The organism is Shuttleworthella sp. MSX8B (genome assembly GCF_000524295.1).
In the GTDB taxonomy this organism is placed as follows: domain Bacteria; phylum Bacillota; class Clostridia; order Lachnospirales; family Lachnospiraceae; genus Shuttleworthia; species Shuttleworthia satelles.
On record NZ_JAQT01000027.1, the window covers coordinates 68,317 to 90,605 of the forward strand.

Genomic DNA, 22,289 nt, shown 5'->3' on the forward strand with positions numbered 1-22,289 from the left:
AAAGGGCGTCTGACTCTAAAATCAGCGAATGATAGGAAGCTTAGAGTTCCAGTAAGCCCGCGTCCAAATAGATCATGGCAAGCGCCTCTCCCAGGACCGTCAGGGTCCTGACCGCGTCCAACAGCTTCACATTGGCCCGAATCCCTGATAAGGTCAGCTCCTCATCCATCTCCGCCTCTGTCTCATATCGGAAGGGACAGAGACCTTCAGCCGTGAGGAAATCCATCCGATAGGCCTTGTTGGAGGCTGTGATCAAAAGTCCCTCTTCCTCCAGTTCCCGCCTGATCTCGCGCAGGTTCTCACTGCCCCGGTAGACGGCCTCCTGGTGTCCGACCCGATAGGCCATCCTGGCCTGATCGGACAACCTCCTCTCATAATCTCTTTCCTGCCTGCCTTTCTGTCCGGCCTGCTCATCCTCCACAAGATTTGAAGTGAACTCCGAAGTCTCATTGCCCGTCATCTTCTTCGGGCCGGCGATCCTCCCCTTGTCATCCGCCTCAGTTTTGCCGCCGCTTATTGTCCTCTGCGCACAGTAAAAGGAGGTATCAGCCATTCGGACGTCATAGTCAACGATGTCTCCCTTTGCATTGACAAAGTCCTCCTCCATCCCATAGATGATCAGGTCTGACTGCTGCCTGCGTGCAGAATCCCGCAGGGTGGCCAGAAGCTCTTCGTCATAGTGATACATCGGCTCCAGCAAAAGGAAGTACTTTGGTCTCTTTTCGGACTGAATCTCATCAAAAGTTTCGGCTCCCATCTCAGCCCAGCGCTTCCTGGCCACAGCAAAGAGTCGGTTCTCCCTTTCCTCCGGATTCGAGCTCGGCCTGTCTTCCTGATCCGAATTCGGTCTCAGTTCTTCCGATGAAAGACAGGCAATCCGATCCGGATGCTTCCTGCTCCATTCCCTGGCAATTTCTAAACTTCCATCTTTGGAAGAGAGGTCCGCGATCACCAGTCTCCATCCGTCCTCAGTCTGGGCCAAGAGATCCCGAATGGCCCCCTCCATGTACTCTGCCCCATCATGAACCGGCATCAAAATCAAAAAAATTGGATCGCCCATACCTGTCTCCATTCCCGCCTTCTCTCTCCCCAAATCCTTGCCCCTCAGTATAACACCTGACGAAGAGATAAGCCTTGCCCTCGGATAAATTTTTCTGAGCCGAAATTATCCCTCTCCAATCCTCTCTCTTAACTTAGCCATCTACATTCCCTTCCTGACTCAGTCGTCTACATTCCCTATCTGACTTAGCCGTCTGCATTCCTTCCCGGGGCAATTCCGGGTGGATTCTTATGGGGAAGGACTCTGAATCCACTATCTCTATCTGTCATCCAGGTCGTAATCAACACTTGCTTCTTCTGACCTATAATTGCATTCTCTTCTTTTGAGTTATAATCAGCACTCACTTCTTTCGAGTGCTATTGACATCAAATTAATAGAAAACTAAAATAGGAAAGGTAGTCGGGAACAGGGCCGTTCCCCTCAAATTTAATAATCAAGGAGCAATAATATTTATGAGCAGTAAACAAGGATCTCTTTCCATTACATCTGAGAACATCTTTCCGGTCATCAAGAAATGGCTCTACGAAGACCATGATATTTTTATCCGCGAGCTGATTTCCAACGGCTGCGACGCCATTTCCAAGCTGCACAAGTTAGACATCATGGGAGAAGTTTCCCTTCCTCTGGATTACAAGGCCAAAATACAGGTTACGGTAAATCCCGAGGATAAGACCCTGACCTTCGTGGACAACGGCATCGGGATGACAGCTGAAGAAGTAGATAAGTACATCAACCAGATCGCCTTCTCCGGCGCGACAGACTTTCTGAACAAGTATAAGGACAAGACCTCTGAGGATCAGATCATCGGTCATTTCGGCCTGGGCTTCTACTCCGCTTTTATGGTGGCTGATACCGTGGAAATCGACTCTCTCTCCTGCCAGGAGGGGGCGACAGCGGTCCACTGGGTCTGTGACGGCGGCACCCAGTATCAGATGGACGAGGGCGATTACGATCAGGTCGGCACGAAGATCACCCTGCATCTGAATGAGGACTGTCTGGAATTCTCCAATGAGTACAAGGTTCGCGAGGTGATCGAGAAATACTGTTCCTTCATGCCCACGGAGATCTATCTGAACAAGGTAAATGCCCCCGAGGAATATGAGACCATTGACGCTTCGGATCTGCGCGAGACGGATCAGGTTGTCGAGGAGATCCACGAGGATGCCAGGTATGAGGAGAAGGAGAAGGAAGACGGGAGTAAGGAAACCGTAGAGGTCTCTCCCGCCAAGGACCAGCGCAAGATCGTAAAGCGCCCTGTCCCCCTCAATGACATCAATCCTCTCTGGGCCAAGACCCCCTCCGACTGTACCGATGACGAGTACCGCGACTTCTACCGCAAGGTCTTCATGGACTACAAGGAGCCCCTCTTCTGGATCCATCTCAATATGGATTACCCCTTCAACCTCAAGGGTATTCTCTATTTCCCCCGGATCAACTCAGAGTATGAGTCCATTGAGGGAACCATCAAGCTCTACAATAACCAGGTCTTCGTCGCCGACAATATCAAGGAGGTCATCCCCGAGTATCTCATGCTCTTAAAAGGGGTCATTGACTGTCCTGATCTTCCCCTGAATGTCTCCCGGTCTGCCCTGCAGAATGACGGATTTGTCAGAAAGATCAGTGACTACATTTCCAAAAAAGTGGCGGACAAGCTGTCCGGTCTCTGCAAGACCGACCGCGAGAACTATGAGAAATACTGGGAGGATATCGCCCCCTTCATCAAATATGGCTGTCTCAAGGACAACAAGTTCTGCGACCGCATGAATGACTATATTCTCTTTAAGGATATTGAGGGCAAGTTCCGCACCCTTCCCGATCTTCTGGTCAAGCCCAAAGAGTCCGAAGTAGAGACTTCCGCGTCCTCAGATTCTGCAGAGGATACCTCCTCTGAAAGTAAATCCCAGGATGGTCAGGATACAAAAGGGGATTCTTCTGACGGGTCAAACGATTCCGACAGGTCTGACGATTCCAACAGGTCAGATGACTCTGACAAGAAGTCTGAGGCAAAGGCCGAGGAAAACGCGCCCAAGGAGCCCGAGAAGAAGACCGTCTACTATGTCACCGATGAGCAGCAGCAGAGCCAGTACATCAAGATGTTCAAGGACCAGGGCATGGACGCTGTCGTACTCAATACGACCATCGACTCCTCCTTCATCACCCAGTTGGAGCAGCGAAACGAATACTACCAGTTCCGGCGCATCGACTCCGGCCTGACCGATTCTATGACGGAAGACGTCTCCGATGAGGACTTAAAAGAGGCAAATGAGGCCCTGACCGCTCTCTTCCGCAAGGCACTGGGCAACGATAAGCTCTCTGTCTCCGTCGCCAAATTCAAAGATGACTCTGTCTCCTCTCTGCTCACCCAGGAGGAAGAGGGACGCCGCATGCAGGATATGATGAAGATGTACGGGATGGCCGGTATGGATCCCAGCATGTTCCCCAGCAATGAAACGCTGGTTCTCAATGTAGGCAATGAACTGGTCGACTACCTCTTCAAGCATCCGGACGCGGATCGGGCAGAGGATTTCTGTCATCAGCTCTACGATCTGGCAGTTCTGGCCAACCATCCCCTCTCCCCGGAGGAGATGACCGCCTTCATTGCAAGATCCAACCGGATCATGCTTGCGCTGGCGAAGTAAGCGCCTGACAGCTCTGCAGCGCAGTTGAATCAGGCAAAAGACGCCCGGATCCGCATTCATAATGCACCTTAAAATTCGAGCGACAGGTAAAATATCTTATTAGAAATCCCCGTGGGACTGACTGGTCGACTGACTCGACCACAGTGACAGTCCCGCGGGGATTTTTGCATGGGAATCAAACATTGAATCTACTGTATTTGCTCTGCTGTATTTGGCTCTCTTGTATTTTTTTATCTGCGCCTGCTCTCTTTCTCAGGCAGGCGGGCGATTAATTGTCCTCCCTGTTCCTTGAGCCAGGCCCTGCTCCCGCGGTAATCCGGGCAATAATTCTCCACGATCTGCCAGAAGGCAGCCGAGTGGTTCATCTCAAAACGATGCGCCAGCTCATGGACAACGACATAATCCTGTACCTGATCCGGACAGAGCATGAGCAGGCAGTTAAAGTTGAGATTTCCCTTGGACGAACAGGAGCCCCAACGGCTTCTCTGCCTCCGAATCGCGATGCGGTTGACCTCGGCCCCCATCTGACGGGCATAATGATCCGTCTTTTCCCTGAGAATCTTCCTGGCTCTTTTGGTCAGTTCCCTCAACTCCTCTTCACTGTAGGCGCTTTTCTCTCCCTGCCCCTGCTCTGATTCCTCAAGGTCAGACTGCCGTCTTTTCAGCTCCCGCAGCTTCTTCTCGATCCAGTCCTCATGATCTCTGACAAAGCGCAGAATACCCCGGTCAGAAATCTCCAATGGGGCCCGCACCAGGATATCTCCATTTCCCTGAATTTCGATCGCGAGGCTCTTTCGCCGACTGCGAATCACATCAAAAGTCCTGGTATTTGCATCTGTCCGTTTCCTATTCCACCACATGATCTGCATCCAAATACATTAATCCAAGGGCAACCGTCAGAAGAATACAGCAGATCCAGATCGACTTCACGCCCAAAATCACAGAGCAGTTGCCGCCGACGCCGGCTCCGATTCCAAAAATAAGGATCACGGCGAAATAATAGGACGCCTGCTCCATCTGCTGCGCCTTATGATCCTGCATGTAGGCAGAGACGGCCGCGATCCCGGATCTCAGGTTTCCAATGCACATAGTAGAGGCATAGGAATGACCGGCCACCTTTCGAAAAGACTGAACCTGCATGGCGCAGGAAAAGCTCACCAGGGAACTGGCCAGGATATTCATGGGGCCGATCGGCATAAAACCAACAGCAAAGAGAATTGCTATTTCAAAGAGGAGAATCGCCTGCCTCCAATGGATCCGCCTGGCGTACTTGTATCGATGCTGCACCTGCTCTGCCAAAAACACCCCAAGAGCAAAGGCAAGAATTGGGAACAGATAACTGGCAGCCAGGCGAAACTCGCCCCCCATCAAATGCGTGAACATCAGGACAATATTCCCTGTCTCGGCATTAGAGAAGACGTGATCTCTGAGCATGTAGGTATACGCATCCTGGAATCCTCCGGAAAATGCCAGAAACGCCGCCAGGATAAAGGCCTCTGACATCTGTTCTCTCTTTGTCAGTCTTCGTTTGATTCGATTTCTGCGACTGCTTTTCGACATCTGATTCTGGTCCTGTTCTCTAACTCCCGCGCTTATCTGTCACTCTATCACGATGTCACTGTCTCACCGTTCCCATCGCTTTCCCAAGGGGACAGCTCTTTTCGCTCAATTCCCCTGATCGCTTTCTCAGAGAGTCCCCTCTTCATCCCTCGACAATAAGAAACCTCCCGTCACCCACAGCGAAGACCTCCGGGATATCTTCCAGGTCCCTGAGCTGCGGGTCGCTGACGTCCATATTATCCGCCAGATACTCCAGGGCCTCCTGCCTGGATCCGACGACAAGAGCGCACACCTCATCCAGAAACTCATCCGCCTCCTCGGGACTGGTTGCGACCTCTTCGGGAAAGAGCTGCAGCTGATTAGCCAGAAAAGCCTCCAGAACCTCATCGTCAAAATTGTTCATACTCATGGTTTCTTCCTCGTTCAAACGACCGGCGCACCTGATTGCCGCCTGCATTGCAGAAATAATTATAGGACATCCTCTCAGGCCAGTGCAATCAGCAGGGGCAAAGATCAGAATGAAACGGATGGCATAGTTGCACCACACAGCCTGCACCTCAATAAACCTGTACGATACGGCCTACATCGCATGAACCTGTACTTGTACCGTCTGCACCGCATATTTCTATACAGGTAAATGATCTCTTTTACAGACTTCTGATCTTCTGCTATCATAATATGACACAAAACATTCACATTTCGATCTTATTCCTCGGATCCCTGTCCATAGATCTCACTCCCGGAGACCATCCATGTCTTTTGTATTTTCAAACATCCCAATCTGCGGCAAAGATACAATTGAGCAGTACATCATGACCCTGATTGCCGGGGGAGATCTTGGCTACAGAGAGAAGCTGTCCTCCCTGGCGGATCCATCCCAGCCATTCTCCCCTCCTTCAGATGATTCCATTTTGCTCTGGAGACATCTGGCGATCTCCCACCTGCTCCTGGCCTCACGCGCCGCCGCGGATGGGGGACTCCCAGCGCGAACCGCGGCAGATCTCGTCAGCTGCTACCGGCAGGAAATTTCCGACGCCGCACATATCGATCAGCTCAACCGGATCTACGATCATATGATCGATGATTTCGTCCACAGAGTACATGCCCTCCGGCAGGCCTCCGTGCTCTCGGCTCCCATCCGTCAATGTATGAGCTATATAGACTCTCGTTACGATCAGAAACTGACCGCAGACCTCATCTCCTCCAGGGTCGGATACAGCAGCTCCCACCTGTCCCGCAGGTTCAGGGAGGAGCTTGGACTGTCTCTGACAGAATATATTCTGAAGGTGCGCATGGAACACGCCATCCGCCTGCTCCGTCTGTCGCAGCTCAGCATCGCGGACATCTGTGAAGCAGTCGGTTTCCACTCCCAGTCCCACTTCAGCAGACAATTCCGCAAGTACACAGGCACTGCTCCCGGCCTTTTCCGTACGACCGGTTATCTTCCGCCCAGATCCTCTTTTGAGAGATCCAGATAGACCAGACGCCCCAGGGCAAAGGAATACATACAAACCCCGCCCAGGCAAAGCGGTTTTTCTTCGCTTGACATAGCGCGCAGGACAGCCTGCGCGTAGAGCAGGAGCTGCGCTTGATATCGTCCGACCAGTTCGCTCTCATCTTGCACCCGATCGGTCTTGTAGTCTAAAAGGAAGATCTTTCCGTCCTCGATGAAGAAGAGATCAATGATTCCCTGCACCAGGATCATATCCTCTCCGACAGCAGCCGCGTCCGTTTCTGATTCTTTCGACGCGGCTGACGGCTGACGCCCCATCAGCCTGTCGATTTCCTGTGGCCTTAATCCCATGACAAATGGCTGTTCCCGATAGAGCCTCCCCTTGACGGCTGACCGGTGAATGCGGTCCGCCATATCCTGCTTTAGGAAGCTCTGAATCCGATCCGGCAGAACCAGTCCCAATTCTTCTTCTGACAGCCTGCCATCCGCCCTCATTTGATCCAATTGCTCCCCCAGTGAGTCGGCGTAATCCTCCCTCGCGAAATCCAGACACTCCATAACCCGGTGCATGGCAGTACCGCGCAGAGCCCCGGGATGAATCTTCTTGTTGTTCTGTCCCCTCTCCTCTGTCACAGCTCTCGCAAATTCGGGAACATATCTGTCCTCATCAACCGGTCGGAAGATCTCCTGCCCCTCTTTCTCTCCCATGCCCAGCTGCATGGAGGCATGCTTGATCTCAGAGACGGAATACTTGCTCTTATAATTTTGACTCGCGGCATAGGGATATCGATAGGCAAAGACCCTCCGCAAATACTGCAGCAGAGCCTCTGTTCCGGGGAGATCTTTCAAGTCCTCCAGGTGATTCGCCGGCGTGCCGTCGCGGTCTGCTCTTCCCGGAGACTCTGCCTGCTCCTGCCCCCATGTCAGCGCCCCGTCTTCTCCCGGGATGTAACAGTGGATGCTCTGCCGATAGAGCTCTCCATAGGAAGCTAACGACGGAAGGATCCAGTCCAGATAATTTTTCGCTCCCATCCGTCTGTGATAGGGGAGCACATAGCCATCCCCCTTGCCGCGGGTCGCCTCCCACTCCTGGTCAAGCCTCTCCTTGAGACGGGACAGACTTCCGCTCAGGATCAGCTTCTCTTTGGCCCGGGTAAGAGCCACATAGAGTACCCGCATCTCCTCCGCCAGACTGTTCTCCCTTCGTTGATCACTCACCGCTCTGTGGAAGAGACTGTCTGACATCGTCCTTTTGGCGGCGTTTCTTGTGCGCAGGGAAATGCCAAGATCCGTCTCAATCAACATGTCTCCGCTGCTATCCCGCATGTTGAATTTCTGTCCCAGGCCGCAGACAAAGACAACCGGATACTGAAGTCCCTTGCTCTTATGGATACTGGTAATCCGAACCGCGTCGTCCTCTTCACCGATCAATTCCGCCGCTGACATATCGACGTTATAAGTGCGCAGCTTCTGAATATAATTCATGAAGCGGTAGAGTCCCCGATAGGAGGATCCTTCGAACCGGATAGCCTCGTCGACCAGCTTAAGCAGGTTCGCCCGTCGGATCTGTCCCCCCGGCAGGGCGGTCACATAGTTCAGATAAGCCGTCTCATCCAAAAGCTCCTCGATCAGACGATGAATCGGAGTATATGGAATACGGGCCCGCGCCGCCTCCAGGCGATCGCAGAAATCCAGGACTTTCTGCGGAAGGGAAGTATCCAACTCCAGCAGATGGCCGGGGCGCTGATCCGAAGCCTCCTTCTCCCCCGCAAGAATCCCGCGGCTGTAACTCTCCATGGCCTCAAGAGACTCCCAGAGACAGGCATTCTGAATATCCCGGGACTCGTCACCGCGATCCTGACCGGTCGTAAGTCTTGGATAGGCGGACCGAATCAGATAGAGCTGATCTTCCGTGAAGGGCTCCCCAAAGACATGGGACAGCATCACCGCCGCCAGACTCCTGTCGTCCCGGCGATTGTTCAAAAGAGAGAGCAGAGCCAGAAAACGGGATACCTCCACCGTATCAAAATATCCCTTGCCGGAGGTGATATGGGCTGGAATTCCCATTTGCGTCAGTCGATCGACAAAAACCTGTCCGTTGGAGCCGGGGCTTCGGAGCAGGATCACAATATCCTGATAACGAAGTCTGCGAAGGGGATTTTGATCTCCTTCCTCTGCCTCCTCGTTGACCACCTTCTGCTCCCTCATCAGCCGCTGAATACGCTCTCCTATCATGTTGGCCTCAAGCTCGGCCTTATCCTCCAGGCCAAGAGCCTCCAGGGTCTCCACGTCCTGCTCACACAGGATAAGCTCCGCCGAATAGGGATCCTCTGCCTTGCCAGAAATATCCTCGGCTGTCGCAGGATAGTCCGCTCCCAGATGCAGTGCCACCTCCTCATGATAAGCGACTCCCCCCAGATCCTCCTGCATAACGCGATAAAAGATGTGATTGGCAAAATCCAGGATCTCCTGTCTGCTTCGAAAGTTCCTGGACAGATCGATCCGCTGCGATCTGACTGTCTTTTGGCTCTCCGCGGTCAGCTTGTCATAGGACTTGAGCTTGCTGTTGAAGAGTTCGGGCCTGGCCTGACGGAAGGAGTAGATGCTCTGTTTGACATCCCCCACCATGAAGGTCTTATGTTCTCCCTGATCCGACCCCGCAACAGCGGAGAGAATCGCCTCCTGCAGGTTGTTGGAGTCCTGATATTCATCGATCATCACTTCGGCGTACTGGCGGCATAAGTTCTCCGCAGTCTCTGTCATCGGATGGGCAGGATCCGCGGGATCGCGAAGAATGCGCAGCGCATAGTGCTCCAGGTCAGCGAAGTCGACTACATTCTTCTTTCTCTTGCATGCTTCGAAAGAGACCGCATACTCTTTCGTCAGATCCAGCAAGGTCTTCAGATAGGGCGCCATAGCGGAGAGCTTGTCAAACTCCGCCGCGGGGTCCCCACTGTAATCCTTACGGAGCTGCTCGAATACCTTTTTGGACTGATCGCGCAGGTCCTTCGCCCTTGCCTTGAGTTCCTCATCTACCCCCTTTCGCTTGCCTGACAGTTTCTTCCACTGGATCCCGGACAGGATCAGGGCAATCCGGCTGAAATCCTCGGCTTCGCGAATGCTCTCGCAATAGGCCAGATCCGCTTCGATTGCCTCCTGATAATGGGGGCCCCCGGGAAGACGGCTCAATTGCATGGCCTCCTCTAGAAGATCCTCACAGGCTTCTGCCTGACTCTTAATTCTATTTGTCAGCCCCTGTACCCAGGGCATCCGCAGCATATCCTCGGGGCTTTTGACCCGGTAAGTGTCAGAGCAGCGATCCAGCCATTCCATGGGCCAGGGGTCCGCGTTCGCGGTCCCGTAGATGGACATAAGCATATCCGCAAGCGCGTCATCTTTGCCCCGTCTGGCATAGAGGTCAACCAGATCGATAAAGGCCTGATCTTCCATCTCATAGTGCTCATCCATGAGTTGATCCATGACCTCCTGGGCTATCAGACGGATCTCCCCCTCCTCCGCAATGCGAAAATCCGGCTCCAGATCGATCTCGTTAAAGTGATTGCGAACCACATAGGCGCAGAAGGAGTCGATAGTCGTAATCTGCGCGGAGTGAACCAGGGTGAGCTGCCTCTGTAGATGGGACAAAAGGGCCTTCTGCCTGTCGGTCGGATCAAGCTGACTTCTGGCCTCATTCACGGCCTCCTGGATGGCCCGGCGAATCTTCTCCTTCATCTCATGTGCCGCCGCCCTGGTGAAGGTCACAACCAGAAGCTGATCCACGTCCAGAGGGGCATCCGGGTCCGTCAGCATACGGATGATGCGCTCCACTAAAACCGCAGTCTTCCCGCTTCCCGCGGCGGCAGAGACCAGAAGATCCCTGTCTCTGGCGCGAATAACCTGGCGCTGCTCCGGCGTCCACTTTGTCTCAGACATTGCCTTCTCCTCTTACTTCCGGTTCTCTGCTAAGACCGGTCTTTAGCGGCTTCATCCAATCCCGGAAGCTCTTTCTCTGTCTCATTCCCCGGCTCTTTTTTTGTCTCTTCCCGAATCAAGTCCAGAGCCTGACTGCCCTTGTAATCGGCCATGCGATGAAAGCGCATGCCCTTCAAACCGTCCTCAAACCCACAGACGGCCCTGAACGCGCAGTACTGACATCCATTCTCCTTACCCAGTTTATAGGGATTTTTCTCAATTTTTCCCTCTAAGATATCGCGGCCGATCTGTTCGATTTTATCGTGAACGAAGCTGCCCAGCAGTCTGATATCTTCTTCTGACAAGGCATCCTCACCGACTGACAGCTTACCGTCCTTATTTCGCCTGGCGCTGATCACATGGGAAGCTCCCGCCCCCTCTGCGGCCAGCTTTTCATCGAGCGCGTTAACGACCAGATCCTCCCGGTTGTAGATCCCGCGAAGCTTGAGCTCGTCAAGGATGTCTTCTTGGATCTCCTCCGGGCCCGCTCCCTCCCTGCTCTTGACCCAGGGCTCGTCAATGTGGAAATAGAAAAGACCGGCCGGATGGGCTTTCTTTTCCCCCCTCCCCAGTTTCTCCAGGGCCGCCGACATGTAGAGCACCAGCTGGATCTGCAGGCCATGGTAGAGGCGGGTCAGATCCAGCTTCTGATTGCCGGACTTATAATCCATTACCTTGACATAGATCCCCTCCGGCGTCCGCATGCAGTCTACCCGGTCAATCTTGCCGCTAAGCTGCAGCTTCTCTCTTTCTCCCAGCTGAAAGCGCATAGAAGACAGCTGGTCCCTTGGACCGAAGGACATCTCAAATTCCTCCGGCACAAAGTCACCGCGTGTCACCTGCTCTCTCAGTGCCCAAATGCTGCAGCGCAGGACAGATTTCATCCGCCGGATCACCTGCGCCTGCCGCCTGTTCTCTAAAAGCTCAGCCCTCTCCATCTGCCCTACGGCATTTCGAAAGGCCTCCTCTAAAAGCGCCTCCGCGTCAGAATCCGAGATCTCCTTCCAGGACAGCTTCCTCTCCTTCATGCGCTTGGAGAAGAACTCAAGGGTCTGATGATGGAGGTTTCCCATATCCAAAAAATCAATCTCCGGCTCCTCCTCCTCCTGCAGGAGGAGACCATAGCGCAGATAGTACGCGTAGGCGCACCTGCAAAACTGCTCCAGGCGACTGACGGAGCCCTGAATCAGATCCCCGCTCACACGCTTGATCAGGCGCTCAGAGAGCCTGTCCTGTCTCTGCTCAGAGAAAGCGGTCTCAAAGAGCTCCTCTGCCCTGTCAGTGAAATTTTTGTCCTCTTTCAGCACCTCATAGATTGCGCAGGCCAGTTGTCCCTCCTCCCGCGAGGCCTCTTTCTCAGACAGGCTGCGAAGGGCATCCGGCAGATAGTCCAGAGCCGCCGGAGCTGTCACCAGCCGCTGCAGATCAGCTCTCCCCTCTAAATTCTCCACCCCAAGCCCCGGAAAGAGCCTGCAGATCAGCCCGATGAGATAGGACTCCCGCAGGGCGCTGCCGTCGCTGCTTAAGCGAGCATAGCTGACGACCAGCTGCTCAGAGGGCTTGGTCAGAGCCAGGTAGAGGTAGAATCTCTGCATAAATGCCCGCTCCCGGTCACCGGGCGCCAGATCAATCTGCTTTTCCCTGAGCTTCTCCCTCTCCGCCTGAGAGAAAAGGCCGCTTGATTCAGCCGACCTGGGAATTGCGGCGTCAGAAGCCCCCAGGACATAGAGGGTCTTGATGTGCTCCAGACGGGTTCGCTCCAGATCCCCGATCACAACGGAATCGAAGCTGGGAGGAACGGTTCCCACGGAAATGGCCCTGAGTCCCGCCTCCAGGAGCTGGGCGAAATCGCTGAGAGACATCTTCTCCTCTCCCAGAAGATCAGACATCTTCTCCAAGGTCTCCATTACCAGTCCAAAGACTCTGCTGTGAATTGAGGCAGCTATTTCATCGCCTTCGGCGCGGCAGGCATTTGCCCTGGCCTCCAGTTTTTCCTCCACCTCATGCGCCTGCAGATAGGCATAAATTGCGAGAGCCCGATCCCTGGTCACAGCATTTCCCGCGCACATGGACTGACGAAAATCACTGATGTCCGCGACAATGCCCTTGCGCAGCTGCTCGACGCGAAGCATCTGCTCCTGGCTGAAATTCCTGACTCTGCCGCTAAAGGGACGACGGTAACGGGCAAAGCCGCGGATACGCCTGGCGTGAATATAACGTTCCAGCAGGTCTGCGTCAGACAGATCGATTCCTGCCAGGCCGCTGCGCAGCTGCTGCATCAGGCTCTCCTCGCTGAAATCCTCCGTGAGAAGAGACAGAGAGGACAGAATAAATTCCACCAGGGGATGAAAGAGTATGTCCTGCTCCTGGTCCAGGTAGTAGGGCAAATCCATCTTATCGAAGATCTGCCCGGCATAATCCGCGTAATCGGACAGATTCGCGCAGACAATGGCGAAGTCTCGATAGCGACCGCCCTGATCACGAATCTTTTTCCTGATCTCCTCTCCCGCAAATGCCAGCTCATCCCGAAAGCTGGCCGCGCGCCCCAGGCGAATCTGCCTCATTTTCGGATCTGACTCCCCTTGCGCGCGGCTCGCATTCTCTTTTGCATCTGACTGTGCGCAGCTCGCAGTCTCTTTTGTGTCTGCCTGCGAACAACCCGCAGTCTCTTTCCCGTCTAATCCCGGCAGCTCTTTCCCGTAAGGTCTGCTCTTTGGACGAAATAAATTGGCCTCCAGATGAGCCAGCATGGGGGCGGAGGCAAAACGCGGATTTCCTGTCAGACAGACCGGCTCCTCAATGAGACAGCGGTTTTCCCCCGCCAGGCGCACTAAGCCCTCTCCCATCTCCTTGGTCATGGCAAAGAGTTCATAGTCCAGGTGAGAACCCGTAATCCGTTCTCCGGGATCCATGGTCAAGGTCACATAAATCGAAGAGGCCAGCCGCATCATCTGTGCCAGGACCTGCTTCTGGATCGGAGTAAAGCCGGTAAAGCCGTCAATGGCAATCACAGCATCCTTGATCAAAGCTGACTGATCCATCAGCTGCGCCAGGCGTTCCAGCACCTCCTCCGCCGTGATATAGCGGCCCTCGATCGCCTCTCGAAAGGCCCGGTAAATCACGGACAAATCCTCCGCTTTCCTGCGAAAGGAGCTTCCCATATCTGCCAGTTCCGCCAGATCCGCGAACTCTTTTGGACCGATCCCGTACTGGGCCATTTCGGTCAGCAGAGATTTGATCTCGTCAATATAACCGGGCCTTCGAACATTTCCCCTCAGAACAGTCAGTTCCTTTTCATGCTCCTGGGCCACCCTGCGCAAAAGCAGGTTCTTTCCCGTGTCCTCAAGCACATCGTCAAGCTTGGTTCCCGTCTCTTCAAAGACCCGGTAAGCCAGACGGTTAAAGGAGAGGACATCCACATTCATGATGATCTTTTGAGAGGATCTGGCGACCAGCTCCCTCTGTGTCGACATGGTAAACTGCTCCGGCACAATCACAATAAAGTGGCGCTTAGGCTCTTCTTTGGCCCGGCGCAGAATTTGATCGAACAGGTAGGTTGATTTCCCGCTTCCGGCGCCGCCGATTACCATGCAAAGTGACATGCTCTCATTCCTCCTTGATCAGGTCTGTAAGTGCCTGCGATGTCTGGACGATGACCCGGTTGGCGTCAATGAAATCATAGGGAGTCATCTGATAGACATAATAGTTGAGCCAGTTGCTATAGAGGGCATTGGCATGACTGCGCCACTGCAGAAGCGGTCGTTTGGTCGGGTCGTCAGCCGGATAGTAGTTGACGGGGATCTGCGGACGCATCCCCTTTTTGAGATCCCGCTTATACTCCCTGTCCAGCGTCATGCGGTCATACTCCAAATGACCGAAGTCGAAAATCTGCTTGCCGTCATTGGTCATGCAGAGCAGGATACCGGCCTCCGGAGAATCAGACACAACCACCAGATCCTTACAGGCGCGGATCTCATCAGAATGACACTCCGTCCAGCGGGATACCGGAGCCATGAAGAAATCGTCAAATCCTCGAACCAGCGGGATCTTGCGGTTTTCTACGCGCTGGGGATAGACGCCGGACAGCTTCTCGGACAGTTCGTACTTTTTGATCCCGTAGTGATAGTAGGCTCCGGCCTGGGCACCCCAGCAGACATGAAGGGTGGATGTCACATGTGTCTTGGTCCACTCCATAATCGTACAGAGCTCTTTCCAGTAATCCACATCCTCAAAGGCCTTCATCTCCACAGGCGCTCCGGTGATGAGAAAGCCGTCGAAATTCTCTTCTTTGATGTCGTCAAAATGCAGGTAAAAGTTATTTAAATGGGACCTGGAGACATGGCTGGCCCTGTGGCTGGCCGTTGTCAAAAAGGTCACGTTGACCTGCAGGGGAGTATTGGACATACTGCGCAGAATATCCAGTTCCGTATCCTCCTTGAGCGGCATCAGGTTCAGAATACAGATCTCAATGGGACGGATATCCTGGTGCAGGGCCCGGTCCTCATCGACCACGAAAATATTCTCACGCTCCAGCCGCCTCTTGGCGGGGAGATCATTCTGTGTGCGAATGGGCATAGATGAATCCTTTCGTTAGCGCTCTCTTATATAACCGGAGGATTTATTCTCTCTTGAATTTCCCCTCGATGAGGGCCTTGAGCCCCTCCTCGTCAATCACAGGAATCCCCAGGCTTTTGGCCTTGTCCAGCTTGGATCCCGCGGCCTCACCCGCGAGCAAATAGTCTGTTTTCCCTGAGACGGAGCCGGTACACTTGCCCCCGTTCTTCTCAATTAAAGCCTTGGCTTCCGATCTTTCCATGCCTGGAAGCTTTCCTGTGACAACAATGGTCAGACCCGCCAGAGCCTCTGTTTTCTCCTCCTCCGGCATTCGCATGGTCAGCCCTAAATCTCTGAAGTCAGCCATCATCCGCTGCTTATCTTCGTGAGCGAAAAAATGCACAATATCCGCCGCGGTCTTCTCTCCGATATCGGGAATCCCCTGCAGATCTTCAAATCCGGCGTGCATCAGATCCATCAAATCAGGATAGACGGCCATTAAAGCCGCGGCGGTCGAAAGGCCGACATTACGGATCCCGAGGCCTGCCAAAAGGCGGGTCGGATTCTGGGATTTGGAGTCCTCAATGGCTGCCAGGATCTTATCCGTATTCTTCTCTTTTCCCAGGATTCCCCGGCTGATCAGGCTGTCCCTGTGCTCTCTCAGGCGATAGATATCCACATAGGAGGTCAGGTAGAAAGTCTCGCTTCCCGTGATCTTCTCCTGGCATAGGGCGTCAACCAGCGTTTGTCCCAGGCCGGCGATATCCATGCAGGATCTTCCCGCGAAATACGCGATGGTCCGTGAAATCTGAGCCGGACAGGAGGGATTGACACAGCGAATATCCGCCGTTCCCTCTTCCTGCTCCAGCTCCTCTCCGCAGACAGGGCAGAACTGAGGAGCCTTAAAGACAGCTTTTGGCTCCTTCACACAGCCGTTCAGCTTCGGAATGATCTCTCCGGACTTAAAGAGCTTGTAATGGCCGCCAATCCCGATTTTCATCTGTCGGATATAGTCCTGATTGTGCAGAGTCGCCCTGGAGACGGATGTTCCGCAGAGTCGAGCGGGTCCGCCCGTCTTTACGTCATGAAATTGTCCCGTAAAGGTCAGCTTCCCCGTTCTCCCCACATCGACCAGGATCTGGTCCATCTCTACCACTCTCTCCTCCGGGGGATACTTATAGGCGATGTGTCCCGCGGAGTATTTGGCCCCGGCCGGAAAATCCTTTCGGTAGGCAATCTGGTCAATTTTGACAACCGCTCCGTCGATGTCATAGCCCAACTGATCGCGCATCTTCCCGATCTCCTCGATGGCGGCGATGACTTCTTTGGCATTGTCCGCCCTCTTGTGATAGGTCACGGGAAGCCCCATGGCCGAAAGGCGATCCAGGTTGTCCAGCTGACTCCTCATGAAATGGGGCTCACCGTCCTGGACATTGAAGATAAAGAGAGCCAGGCCCCGCTTGGCGGTAATCCCGGGATCCAGCTGGCGAAGTGTCCCAGCCGCAAGATTCCTTGGATTGGCCGCAAGGGGCTTTTCATCCTTCTCCTGTCTGGCATTATAGGCCTCGAACCTGTCCCTGGTCATATAGACCTCCCCCCGCAGCTCCAGATAGGGATCCGTGATCGGAAGCTTGTCCGGCACCTGGGGGATTGCCCTGGCATTCTGCGTGACGTCTTCTCCGATATGACCGTCTCCGCGGGTCTCAGCCAGCTCCAGTCTGCCCTTTCTGTAGCGAAGAGTCATGGAGAGTCCGTCTATCTTCTGCTCTACGGAGAATATCGCGTCTGGATGCATCTCCTGCACCTTTTTGACCCAGTCGATCACCGATTGAAAATCAAAGACATCCTCAATGGAGAGCATAGGCACATTGTGCTCTACCTTGACACCTGCCTCCCGCTTCGTCGTCCCTCCGATCTTCTGGCTGGGTGAATCCGGCCTGACCCAATCGGGATGCTCGGCCTCCGCCGCCTTCAGCTGCTGCATCAGCCGGTCGTACTCGTAGTCTGAGATCTCCGTTTTATCCTGATTGTAATAGAGATCCATATGATAGTTGATCTGATCGATTAGCTCCTGGTAAGTCTCAAAGGTCATGGATGTCTCTCCTCTGCTTTTCTGTCTCGCCCCTGGATTCCTGTCTATTCCCCCGGTCTATGATTGAAGAGATCATCAGGATCTGACGTAGCGGCTGATCGATGGAGAAGCGGCTAAAAGTCGATTCAGTTCCTCTCGTTCCCTCCGGCCAATCCTCCGGTACTCTCCCTCCGGAATCCCATCCAGGCGCAGATTCATAATCCGAACCCTCAGCAGGTCTGTGACCTCATAACCCAGGGTATGGCACATGCGGCGGATCTGACGGTTGAGTCCCTGGGTCAGAATTATAGTGAATGTCCGATCGCCGGTCTGATGGATCTGACAGGGACGAGTCGTCTCCCCCAGTTCCTTTAAGTAGATCCCGGCTCTCATCCGCCTGACAAAGGTCTCGCTGATACTGCGATTTACTGTCACCTGATACTCTTTCTCGTGCCGATTGGCCGCCCTCATCATGCGATTGACAATATCCCCTTGATTGGTCATGAGAATCAGACCCCGGGACTCCTTATCCAGGCGGCCAACCGGATAGACGCGGCTGGAATATCCGATAAAATCGACAATGTTATTCTTTTCCCGCTTTTCTGCCGTACAGACAATTCCCCTCGGTTTATGAAAGAGGAGGATGATTTCCTCCTCTTTTCCCTCAATGATTCTTCCATTGACCGCAACCCTCTGTCCCGGAAGAACCCTCTGTCCCAGCTCTGCCGTCTGACCATCGATCGTGACCTGGCCCGCGCGAATCCGACGGTCCGCCTCCCGCCTGGAGCAGACCCCGGCATTTGTCAGAAACTTATTCAGGCGCTGACCCGAAGCCGGATCCGCTTGCCCCGGGATCCGGTCTTTTACTCCGGGTCTCTTTTCTTCTGATGTCATTTCTCTATCTCTTTCTCCTGACAGTTCTCCGTCATCTCCCGGACGAGAGGAAGTCATGCGGATCTGCCCACATGCGCTCCTTTTCGGCAATCCTCCTGGCCTCGGAACTGTCCAGAGCCCTGGCCAGGTCAGCCTCATCCTCGGCGCTCGCCCGGACCAAGTCCTGATCTCGTGACGGCCCTTGCGCAGTCTGTGTCGCCCGCCCGTCCCCGGCGCTCGCCCGAGCCAAGCCCTGATCCCTGTCAGCATCAGATTCCGCCGGTTTCTTCTCCCGATAGACCTTGCCGACGCCCGACACAGGGGGCCAGCGCATCTCCGCCTCCTCTCTCATATGAGCGAAGCTGGCGTCCTCATCCGGAAATTCATCCAAAATGGGAGCCGCGGGATCGACATAGCCCTCCGGCATCAGCGGCTGAAAGAAGACCACACAGCGGTCCGCGACAAAAAGCGTCAAAAGGGACGGAATCAGCATGGCCACCACGGCAAATTGCGGGAGGAAATAGGCTAAAAGAAAGGGAGCGACAAAGAGAATCAAGCCCAGAAAGGCGGTGATAAAGTGAAGTCCCATCAGAGCAAAGGAATTTTTGATCCAATTGCGGTTGGTCAGCTCAAAGCGAGCCAGCATGGGAAAACCAAAGAGCAGACAGCCAAAGAGGAAAAAAGCCATCAGAAGGCTGAATGCCTGCAGACCCCGCATGGGCAATCCCGTCAAAAGGCGGCCTGCGGCGAAAAAGTCAAAGGTCAGAAGGGCAAAGAGGGCCAGGCTCGGGATCCAGATCATGGTCGCCTGCTTGAAATTCTCCTTAAAGGAGTGAAAAAAGCCCCGGATCAACTTCACGTCGTGCCCCTGAACCAGCTTCATGGACACATAGTACTTGGCCGTAATGGCAGCCCCGGCCGTAATAATGGGCAGGCTGACCGCCAGAGCCAAGAGATTCAGAAAAAAGACATCGACATAGCGGTTGAGGGAAGTCATCAGTTTTCCCTCAGGTGAGAAAATCCCCATAAGTCTCTCCCAAATGAAGCTTAAAAACTACATCCCCTATTCTAACAGATTCCATCGACTACCGGGGCAAATCCGCATCGTTCACCGGGGCAAAGCTCTAAAACAAATTCGACCGGCCGCCCATGCCGCCGCTGATCAAAAGCAGACGGACACAGGGCAACCGGTCTCATATTCCTTGAACTATTTCCTGTCTTACAGGAGCAATGTAGACGACTGGATTCGAACCAGCGATCTTCGGAGTCGGAGTCCGATGCGTTATCCAGCTACGCTACGCCTACAAACCATCCGAACGGACTTGCTTATAGTAACGCTAGCCTCAAGCAAAGTCAATCGCCTCCTCCTTTTGTACCTGATCCAGCCAATCCTTTTTCTCGGCTTTGTCGAAAGTTTGTAAGGCAAGAAATCCAGTACCATCGCTGTCCAAAAGGCATATCCGCACCAGCCTCTTCCAAAGAGCAGAGGGCCGAATATCTTTGCAACAGCAAAGCACTTTTGCTTAATAAACAGAGATATCTTCCCCTCTATACCTGGGTGCAACAAACAGCAAGAGTGAAATCTGTGGGATATTCCATTCACCGGGCAGATAGATCGTACAGTCAATACGGTCTCCCTTGGCGTTTTCCGCTATGAATGCATATCGACCGATTTCCTCATTTGCTGAAACCCGCTGGGTATCTCCAATCGCTGTATCCTTAAAAAAGGTATGGAACTCCTGCCAGATGCTCTCTGCATCCTCTGCTCTCAATTCAACCTTGACTGAATAACTTACCCCCGCTTTACAGCGTTTTTTCATGCCGTTTTCATCGGGTCGGCATGTTCTTGTTCTTCCCTTATCATAGAACCAGTCGGCATTTTCCAGTGCAGCTATCTTAGCTGATATGGTCTCCTTGAATTCCTGGATCACCTGAGATAAATAACTGCAAGCCTCTTCAAAAATCTCAAAATCTTTCACCGCAAGTCCTCCGTTTTCTCTACCACTGCTCTTGTCAATTTCACCGAAGTGTATGCATCCATTTTCTGCTTCTGAACATAAAAACGGATACTATAAGCCGGACCAGCTCTTCCTGTGATAAGATGAAGTAGACCCAGACGATCGGAAGTCTGAAATATAATCCTGTAAGCAGTGCCAGCGGTACGCCGATCAACCAGGTCCCCATCATATCAATCATCATGATATACTTTGTCTTTCCTCCGCTCCTGATAACGCCTCCCCCAAGTATCATGTTTTGAACCTTTACAGGCATTAAAATCGCAAAGACCACCAGGACATTCGCGCCAATCATGCGAACATCCTCTGATACCCTAAACAGCTGAACATATGGATTTTTTGTCAGAATCAACAGCAGCGAAAAAATCAGCGATCCTGCCAGTCCCAGACCACATAACTTTTTGGATTCCTCATAAGCCTCATCATACTCGTTGCATCCTAGTCTTTTGCCGATCAGAATCCCGGCAGCCTGCGACAGACCGCTCAGCGCTCCCATGAATAATCCCTGAATAGCGCCCGTTAATGACATCCCCGCAAGTTCCTCCGTCCCCATGTGCCCATAAACGTATGTGTTAACGCTTTGTCCCACTGTCCATAAGAATTCATTTAAAACAATGGGCAGCAGCATCATAAAGTACTGCGAATATCCCTCCTTCCCAAGTTTTATTGAAATATGGATTCGTCCATATAAGCTGTAAAAACACAGGATGGAAATCAGCGCGCCGGCCACCTGGGAAATGACACTTGCGTAAGCGGCGCCAGCTATTCCAAGACGCGGCGCACCAAAATTCCCGAATATAAAACAGAAATTTAAAGCAGTATTGAGCAGAGCAGTGAAAGCGCCGATATAAAGTGGCCAGATTGACTTATCCCGACATCGAAGAGCCGTCCCTAAAATAATACAGATGCCCAGCGGAATGTATGTCCAGCAGATAATCCCCAGATATTTACTACCTTCTGTGATTACCTGCGCTTCTGTCGTAAACATTCCCGTAAACGGATTCTTAAAGAGGCTAAAAACAGACAAAAAAGTCAAACCAAGTATCAGGACAACCAAAAAGTTAACGCAGATGCTTTTTTCCTCTGCTTCTCTGTTATGACTGCCAATATACTGCGAGATCATGATTCCCGTGATCGTACTGATTGCCCCTATGACAAACGCATAAATAAAGCCTGGCTTTCCGGCAATTTCAACCGCAGCAACACTTTTATCCCCCAGCTGACCGACCATAATCTGATCAATCATGGAAAAAGAAGATTGCAGCATGGATTGTAAGGCTACAGGTATGGAAATGCGCAGAACCTTTTGTAAAAAGTTCTTATCTAACATAGTATTGCTCCCTCTCATTTCTGTTCCATACTATTTCAAAGCCGCCCATTCCACAACAGGTTAATCGCATTACTTTTTTCGAGAGCTGTCAGACAGAGTTCATTTTCTACGGGGGGGGGGTATGCATATGATATCGATGCACAGTGCAAGTCACTCTTTAATTTTCTTATTAGTGTTTGTTCATGCATAGAACCATCTAACCCTTAAAAGAACATTCGGATAACAGCCTGTGCATTATTCTTACCTGATCTTCCATCGCTTGGTGTTTTAGCAAAGACTGTATGATATCTTCCGTCTCCAAAATATGTAATCTTGTAATGCTTGCCCTCTTCTGTAATTTCGAAGCCAAGATCTTTTAACGCCTGCCGTAATCTACCAGACATACCATCGTAGTTCTTCAGTAAACGCTTTATCTCCTCTGCTTTTGCAACACTTAACTTTTGATAATCATTTGCCCCTATTATGTCCTTAACAATATCCATTCTTCTCGATTTTGGTGGTATGTCTGATAGAGAATCCGAAAGAACGGATAAGATTATATCTTTTATCTCACCCTGGTAAAATTCATACTCATCGCCCATATATAAAATGGGGACTGCGTCGGATGAATCCCACTTTGCCTTTAAACCCTGGTTTTCAAACTGTAAAGCCTCATTTGCTCTTGTTAAACCATCAATCTGCTTTTGAAGACGTGTCATATCCTCATCAAACCCGTCCAGAATCTTATCGGCTTCTGTTCGAGCATCATCAAGTGCCTGTTTT

At 52.6% G+C, this 22,289-nt stretch carries 14 protein-coding genes, 1 tRNA gene and 2 pseudogenes; 2 read left to right on the top strand and 15 right to left on the bottom strand.

The features are described from left to right. Window positions 1-40: 40 nt before the first annotated feature. On the bottom strand, window positions 41-1,060 hold the full coding sequence (locus tag HMPREF1508_RS06600; protein WP_198015598.1) for a glycosyltransferase: 1,020 nt from the start codon (window positions 1,058-1,060) through the stop codon (window positions 41-43). Between the two features lie 452 nt (window positions 1,061-1,512). Between HMPREF1508_RS06600 and htpG the strand changes: the two genes are divergently transcribed. Further along, complete coding sequence (gene htpG / locus HMPREF1508_RS06605; RefSeq protein WP_044960564.1) at window positions 1,513-3,699, top strand: molecular chaperone HtpG; 2,187 nt, start codon at window positions 1,513-1,515, stop codon at window positions 3,697-3,699. A gap of 230 nt (window positions 3,700-3,929) precedes the next feature. Here htpG and HMPREF1508_RS06610 read toward each other — a convergent pair whose 3' ends face one another. The 3 genes from HMPREF1508_RS06610 to HMPREF1508_RS06620 all read right to left on the bottom strand — a co-directional run bounded on the left by HMPREF1508_RS06610 (window position 3,930) and on the right by HMPREF1508_RS06620 (window position 5,668). Further along, window positions 3,930-4,559, bottom strand: a complete 630-nt coding sequence (locus HMPREF1508_RS06610; RefSeq protein ID WP_242834523.1) for a M48 family metallopeptidase — start codon at window positions 4,557-4,559, stop codon at window positions 3,930-3,932. Then, entirely contained in the window at window positions 4,546-5,259 is a 714-nt protein-coding gene (locus tag HMPREF1508_RS06615) for a YoaK family protein (RefSeq protein ID WP_242649959.1), read from the bottom strand. Before HMPREF1508_RS06615 ends, HMPREF1508_RS06610 begins: the two co-directional genes overlap by 14 nt. 142 nt (window positions 5,260-5,401) lie before the next feature. Beyond that, on the bottom strand, window positions 5,402-5,668 hold the full coding sequence (locus HMPREF1508_RS06620) for a glyoxalase (RefSeq protein WP_242649960.1): 267 nt from the start codon (window positions 5,666-5,668) through the stop codon (window positions 5,402-5,404). Between the two features lie 343 nt (window positions 5,669-6,011). On the opposite strand from HMPREF1508_RS06620, the gene HMPREF1508_RS06625 reads away from it, so the two are divergent. Continuing rightward, a complete protein-coding gene (locus HMPREF1508_RS06625) occupies window positions 6,012-6,737 on the top strand; it encodes a helix-turn-helix transcriptional regulator (protein WP_044960568.1) in 726 nt (241 codons plus the stop codon). Here the strand turns inward: HMPREF1508_RS06625 and addA are convergent. The 11 genes and pseudogenes from addA to HMPREF1508_RS10390 all read right to left on the bottom strand — a co-directional run. After that, complete coding sequence (gene addA / locus HMPREF1508_RS06630; RefSeq protein ID WP_044960570.1) at window positions 6,698-10,645, bottom strand: helicase-exonuclease AddAB subunit AddA; 3,948 nt, start codon at window positions 10,643-10,645, stop codon at window positions 6,698-6,700. The two genes, HMPREF1508_RS06625 and addA, sit on opposite strands and share 40 nt — an antisense overlap. A 29-nt stretch (window positions 10,646-10,674) precedes the next feature. After that, on the bottom strand, window positions 10,675-14,286 hold the full coding sequence (locus HMPREF1508_RS06635) for a PD-(D/E)XK nuclease family protein (protein ID WP_084640280.1): 3,612 nt from the start codon (window positions 14,284-14,286) through the stop codon (window positions 10,675-10,677). Between the two features lie 4 nt (window positions 14,287-14,290). After that, window positions 14,291-15,259, bottom strand: coding sequence for a homoserine O-succinyltransferase (locus HMPREF1508_RS06640; RefSeq protein ID WP_006905446.1), 969 nt, complete (start codon window positions 15,257-15,259; stop codon window positions 14,291-14,293). Between the two features lie 43 nt (window positions 15,260-15,302). Further along, window positions 15,303-17,330, bottom strand: a complete 2,028-nt coding sequence (ligA, locus tag HMPREF1508_RS06645) for an NAD-dependent DNA ligase LigA (RefSeq protein ID WP_044960574.1) — start codon at window positions 17,328-17,330, stop codon at window positions 15,303-15,305. Between the two features lie 75 nt (window positions 17,331-17,405). Further along, a complete protein-coding gene (locus tag HMPREF1508_RS06650) occupies window positions 17,406-18,203 on the bottom strand; it encodes a pseudouridine synthase (RefSeq protein WP_198015600.1) in 798 nt (265 codons plus the stop codon). 31 nt (window positions 18,204-18,234) lie between these two features. Then, window positions 18,235-19,209: a YesL family protein gene (locus HMPREF1508_RS06655; RefSeq protein ID WP_044960576.1), complete on the bottom strand. Its 975-nt coding sequence runs from the start codon at window positions 19,207-19,209 to the stop codon at window positions 18,235-18,237. 204 nt (window positions 19,210-19,413) lie between these two features. Continuing rightward, window positions 19,414-19,487, bottom strand: a tRNA-Arg gene (locus tag HMPREF1508_RS06660). Between the two features lie 67 nt (window positions 19,488-19,554). After that, a pseudogene (locus HMPREF1508_RS10810) lies at window positions 19,555-19,695 on the bottom strand (4Fe-4S binding protein); the annotation flags it as partial. Between the two features lie 10 nt (window positions 19,696-19,705). Continuing rightward, window positions 19,706-20,161: a hypothetical protein gene (locus HMPREF1508_RS06665; protein ID WP_044960579.1), complete on the bottom strand. Its 456-nt coding sequence runs from the start codon at window positions 20,159-20,161 to the stop codon at window positions 19,706-19,708. A 40-nt stretch (window positions 20,162-20,201) separates the two neighbouring features. Continuing rightward, on the bottom strand, window positions 20,202-21,527 hold the full coding sequence (locus HMPREF1508_RS06670) for an MATE family efflux transporter (protein ID WP_242834524.1): 1,326 nt from the start codon (window positions 21,525-21,527) through the stop codon (window positions 20,202-20,204). 203 nt (window positions 21,528-21,730) lie between these two features. Further along, window positions 21,731-22,289 (bottom strand): annotated as a pseudogene (locus HMPREF1508_RS10390) (hypothetical protein); the annotation flags it as partial.

Excerpts from the sequence above, each read along its gene's own strand:
- HMPREF1508_RS06600 (WP_198015598.1), bottom strand. The coding sequence starts at position 1,060 with ATGGGCGATCCAATTTTTTTGATTTTGATGCCGGTTCATGATGGGGCA.
- htpG (WP_044960564.1), top strand. The coding sequence starts at position 1,513 with ATGAGCAGTAAACAAGGATCTCTTTCCATTACATCTGAGAACATCTTT.
- HMPREF1508_RS06610 (WP_242834523.1), bottom strand. The coding sequence starts at position 4,559 with ATGTGGTGGAATAGGAAACGGACAGATGCAAATACCAGGACTTTTGAT.
- HMPREF1508_RS06615 (WP_242649959.1), bottom strand. The coding sequence starts at position 5,259 with ATGTCGAAAAGCAGTCGCAGAAATCGAATCAAACGAAGACTGACAAAG.
- HMPREF1508_RS06620 (WP_242649960.1), bottom strand. The coding sequence starts at position 5,668 with ATGAGTATGAACAATTTTGACGATGAGGTTCTGGAGGCTTTTCTGGCT.
- HMPREF1508_RS06625 (WP_044960568.1), top strand. The coding sequence starts at position 6,012 with ATGTCTTTTGTATTTTCAAACATCCCAATCTGCGGCAAAGATACAATT.
- addA (WP_044960570.1), bottom strand. The coding sequence starts at position 10,645 with ATGTCTGAGACAAAGTGGACGCCGGAGCAGCGCCAGGTTATTCGCGCC.
- HMPREF1508_RS06635 (WP_084640280.1), bottom strand. The coding sequence starts at position 14,286 with ATGTCACTTTGCATGGTAATCGGCGGCGCCGGAAGCGGGAAATCAACC.
- HMPREF1508_RS06640 (WP_006905446.1), bottom strand. The coding sequence starts at position 15,259 with ATGCCCATTCGCACACAGAATGATCTCCCCGCCAAGAGGCGGCTGGAG.
- ligA (WP_044960574.1), bottom strand. The coding sequence starts at position 17,330 with ATGACCTTTGAGACTTACCAGGAGCTAATCGATCAGATCAACTATCAT.
- HMPREF1508_RS06650 (WP_198015600.1), bottom strand. The coding sequence starts at position 18,203 with ATGACATCAGAAGAAAAGAGACCCGGAGTAAAAGACCGGATCCCGGGG.
- HMPREF1508_RS06655 (WP_044960576.1), bottom strand. The coding sequence starts at position 19,209 with ATGGGGATTTTCTCACCTGAGGGAAAACTGATGACTTCCCTCAACCGC.
- HMPREF1508_RS06670 (WP_242834524.1), bottom strand. The coding sequence starts at position 21,527 with ATGTTAGATAAGAACTTTTTACAAAAGGTTCTGCGCATTTCCATACCT.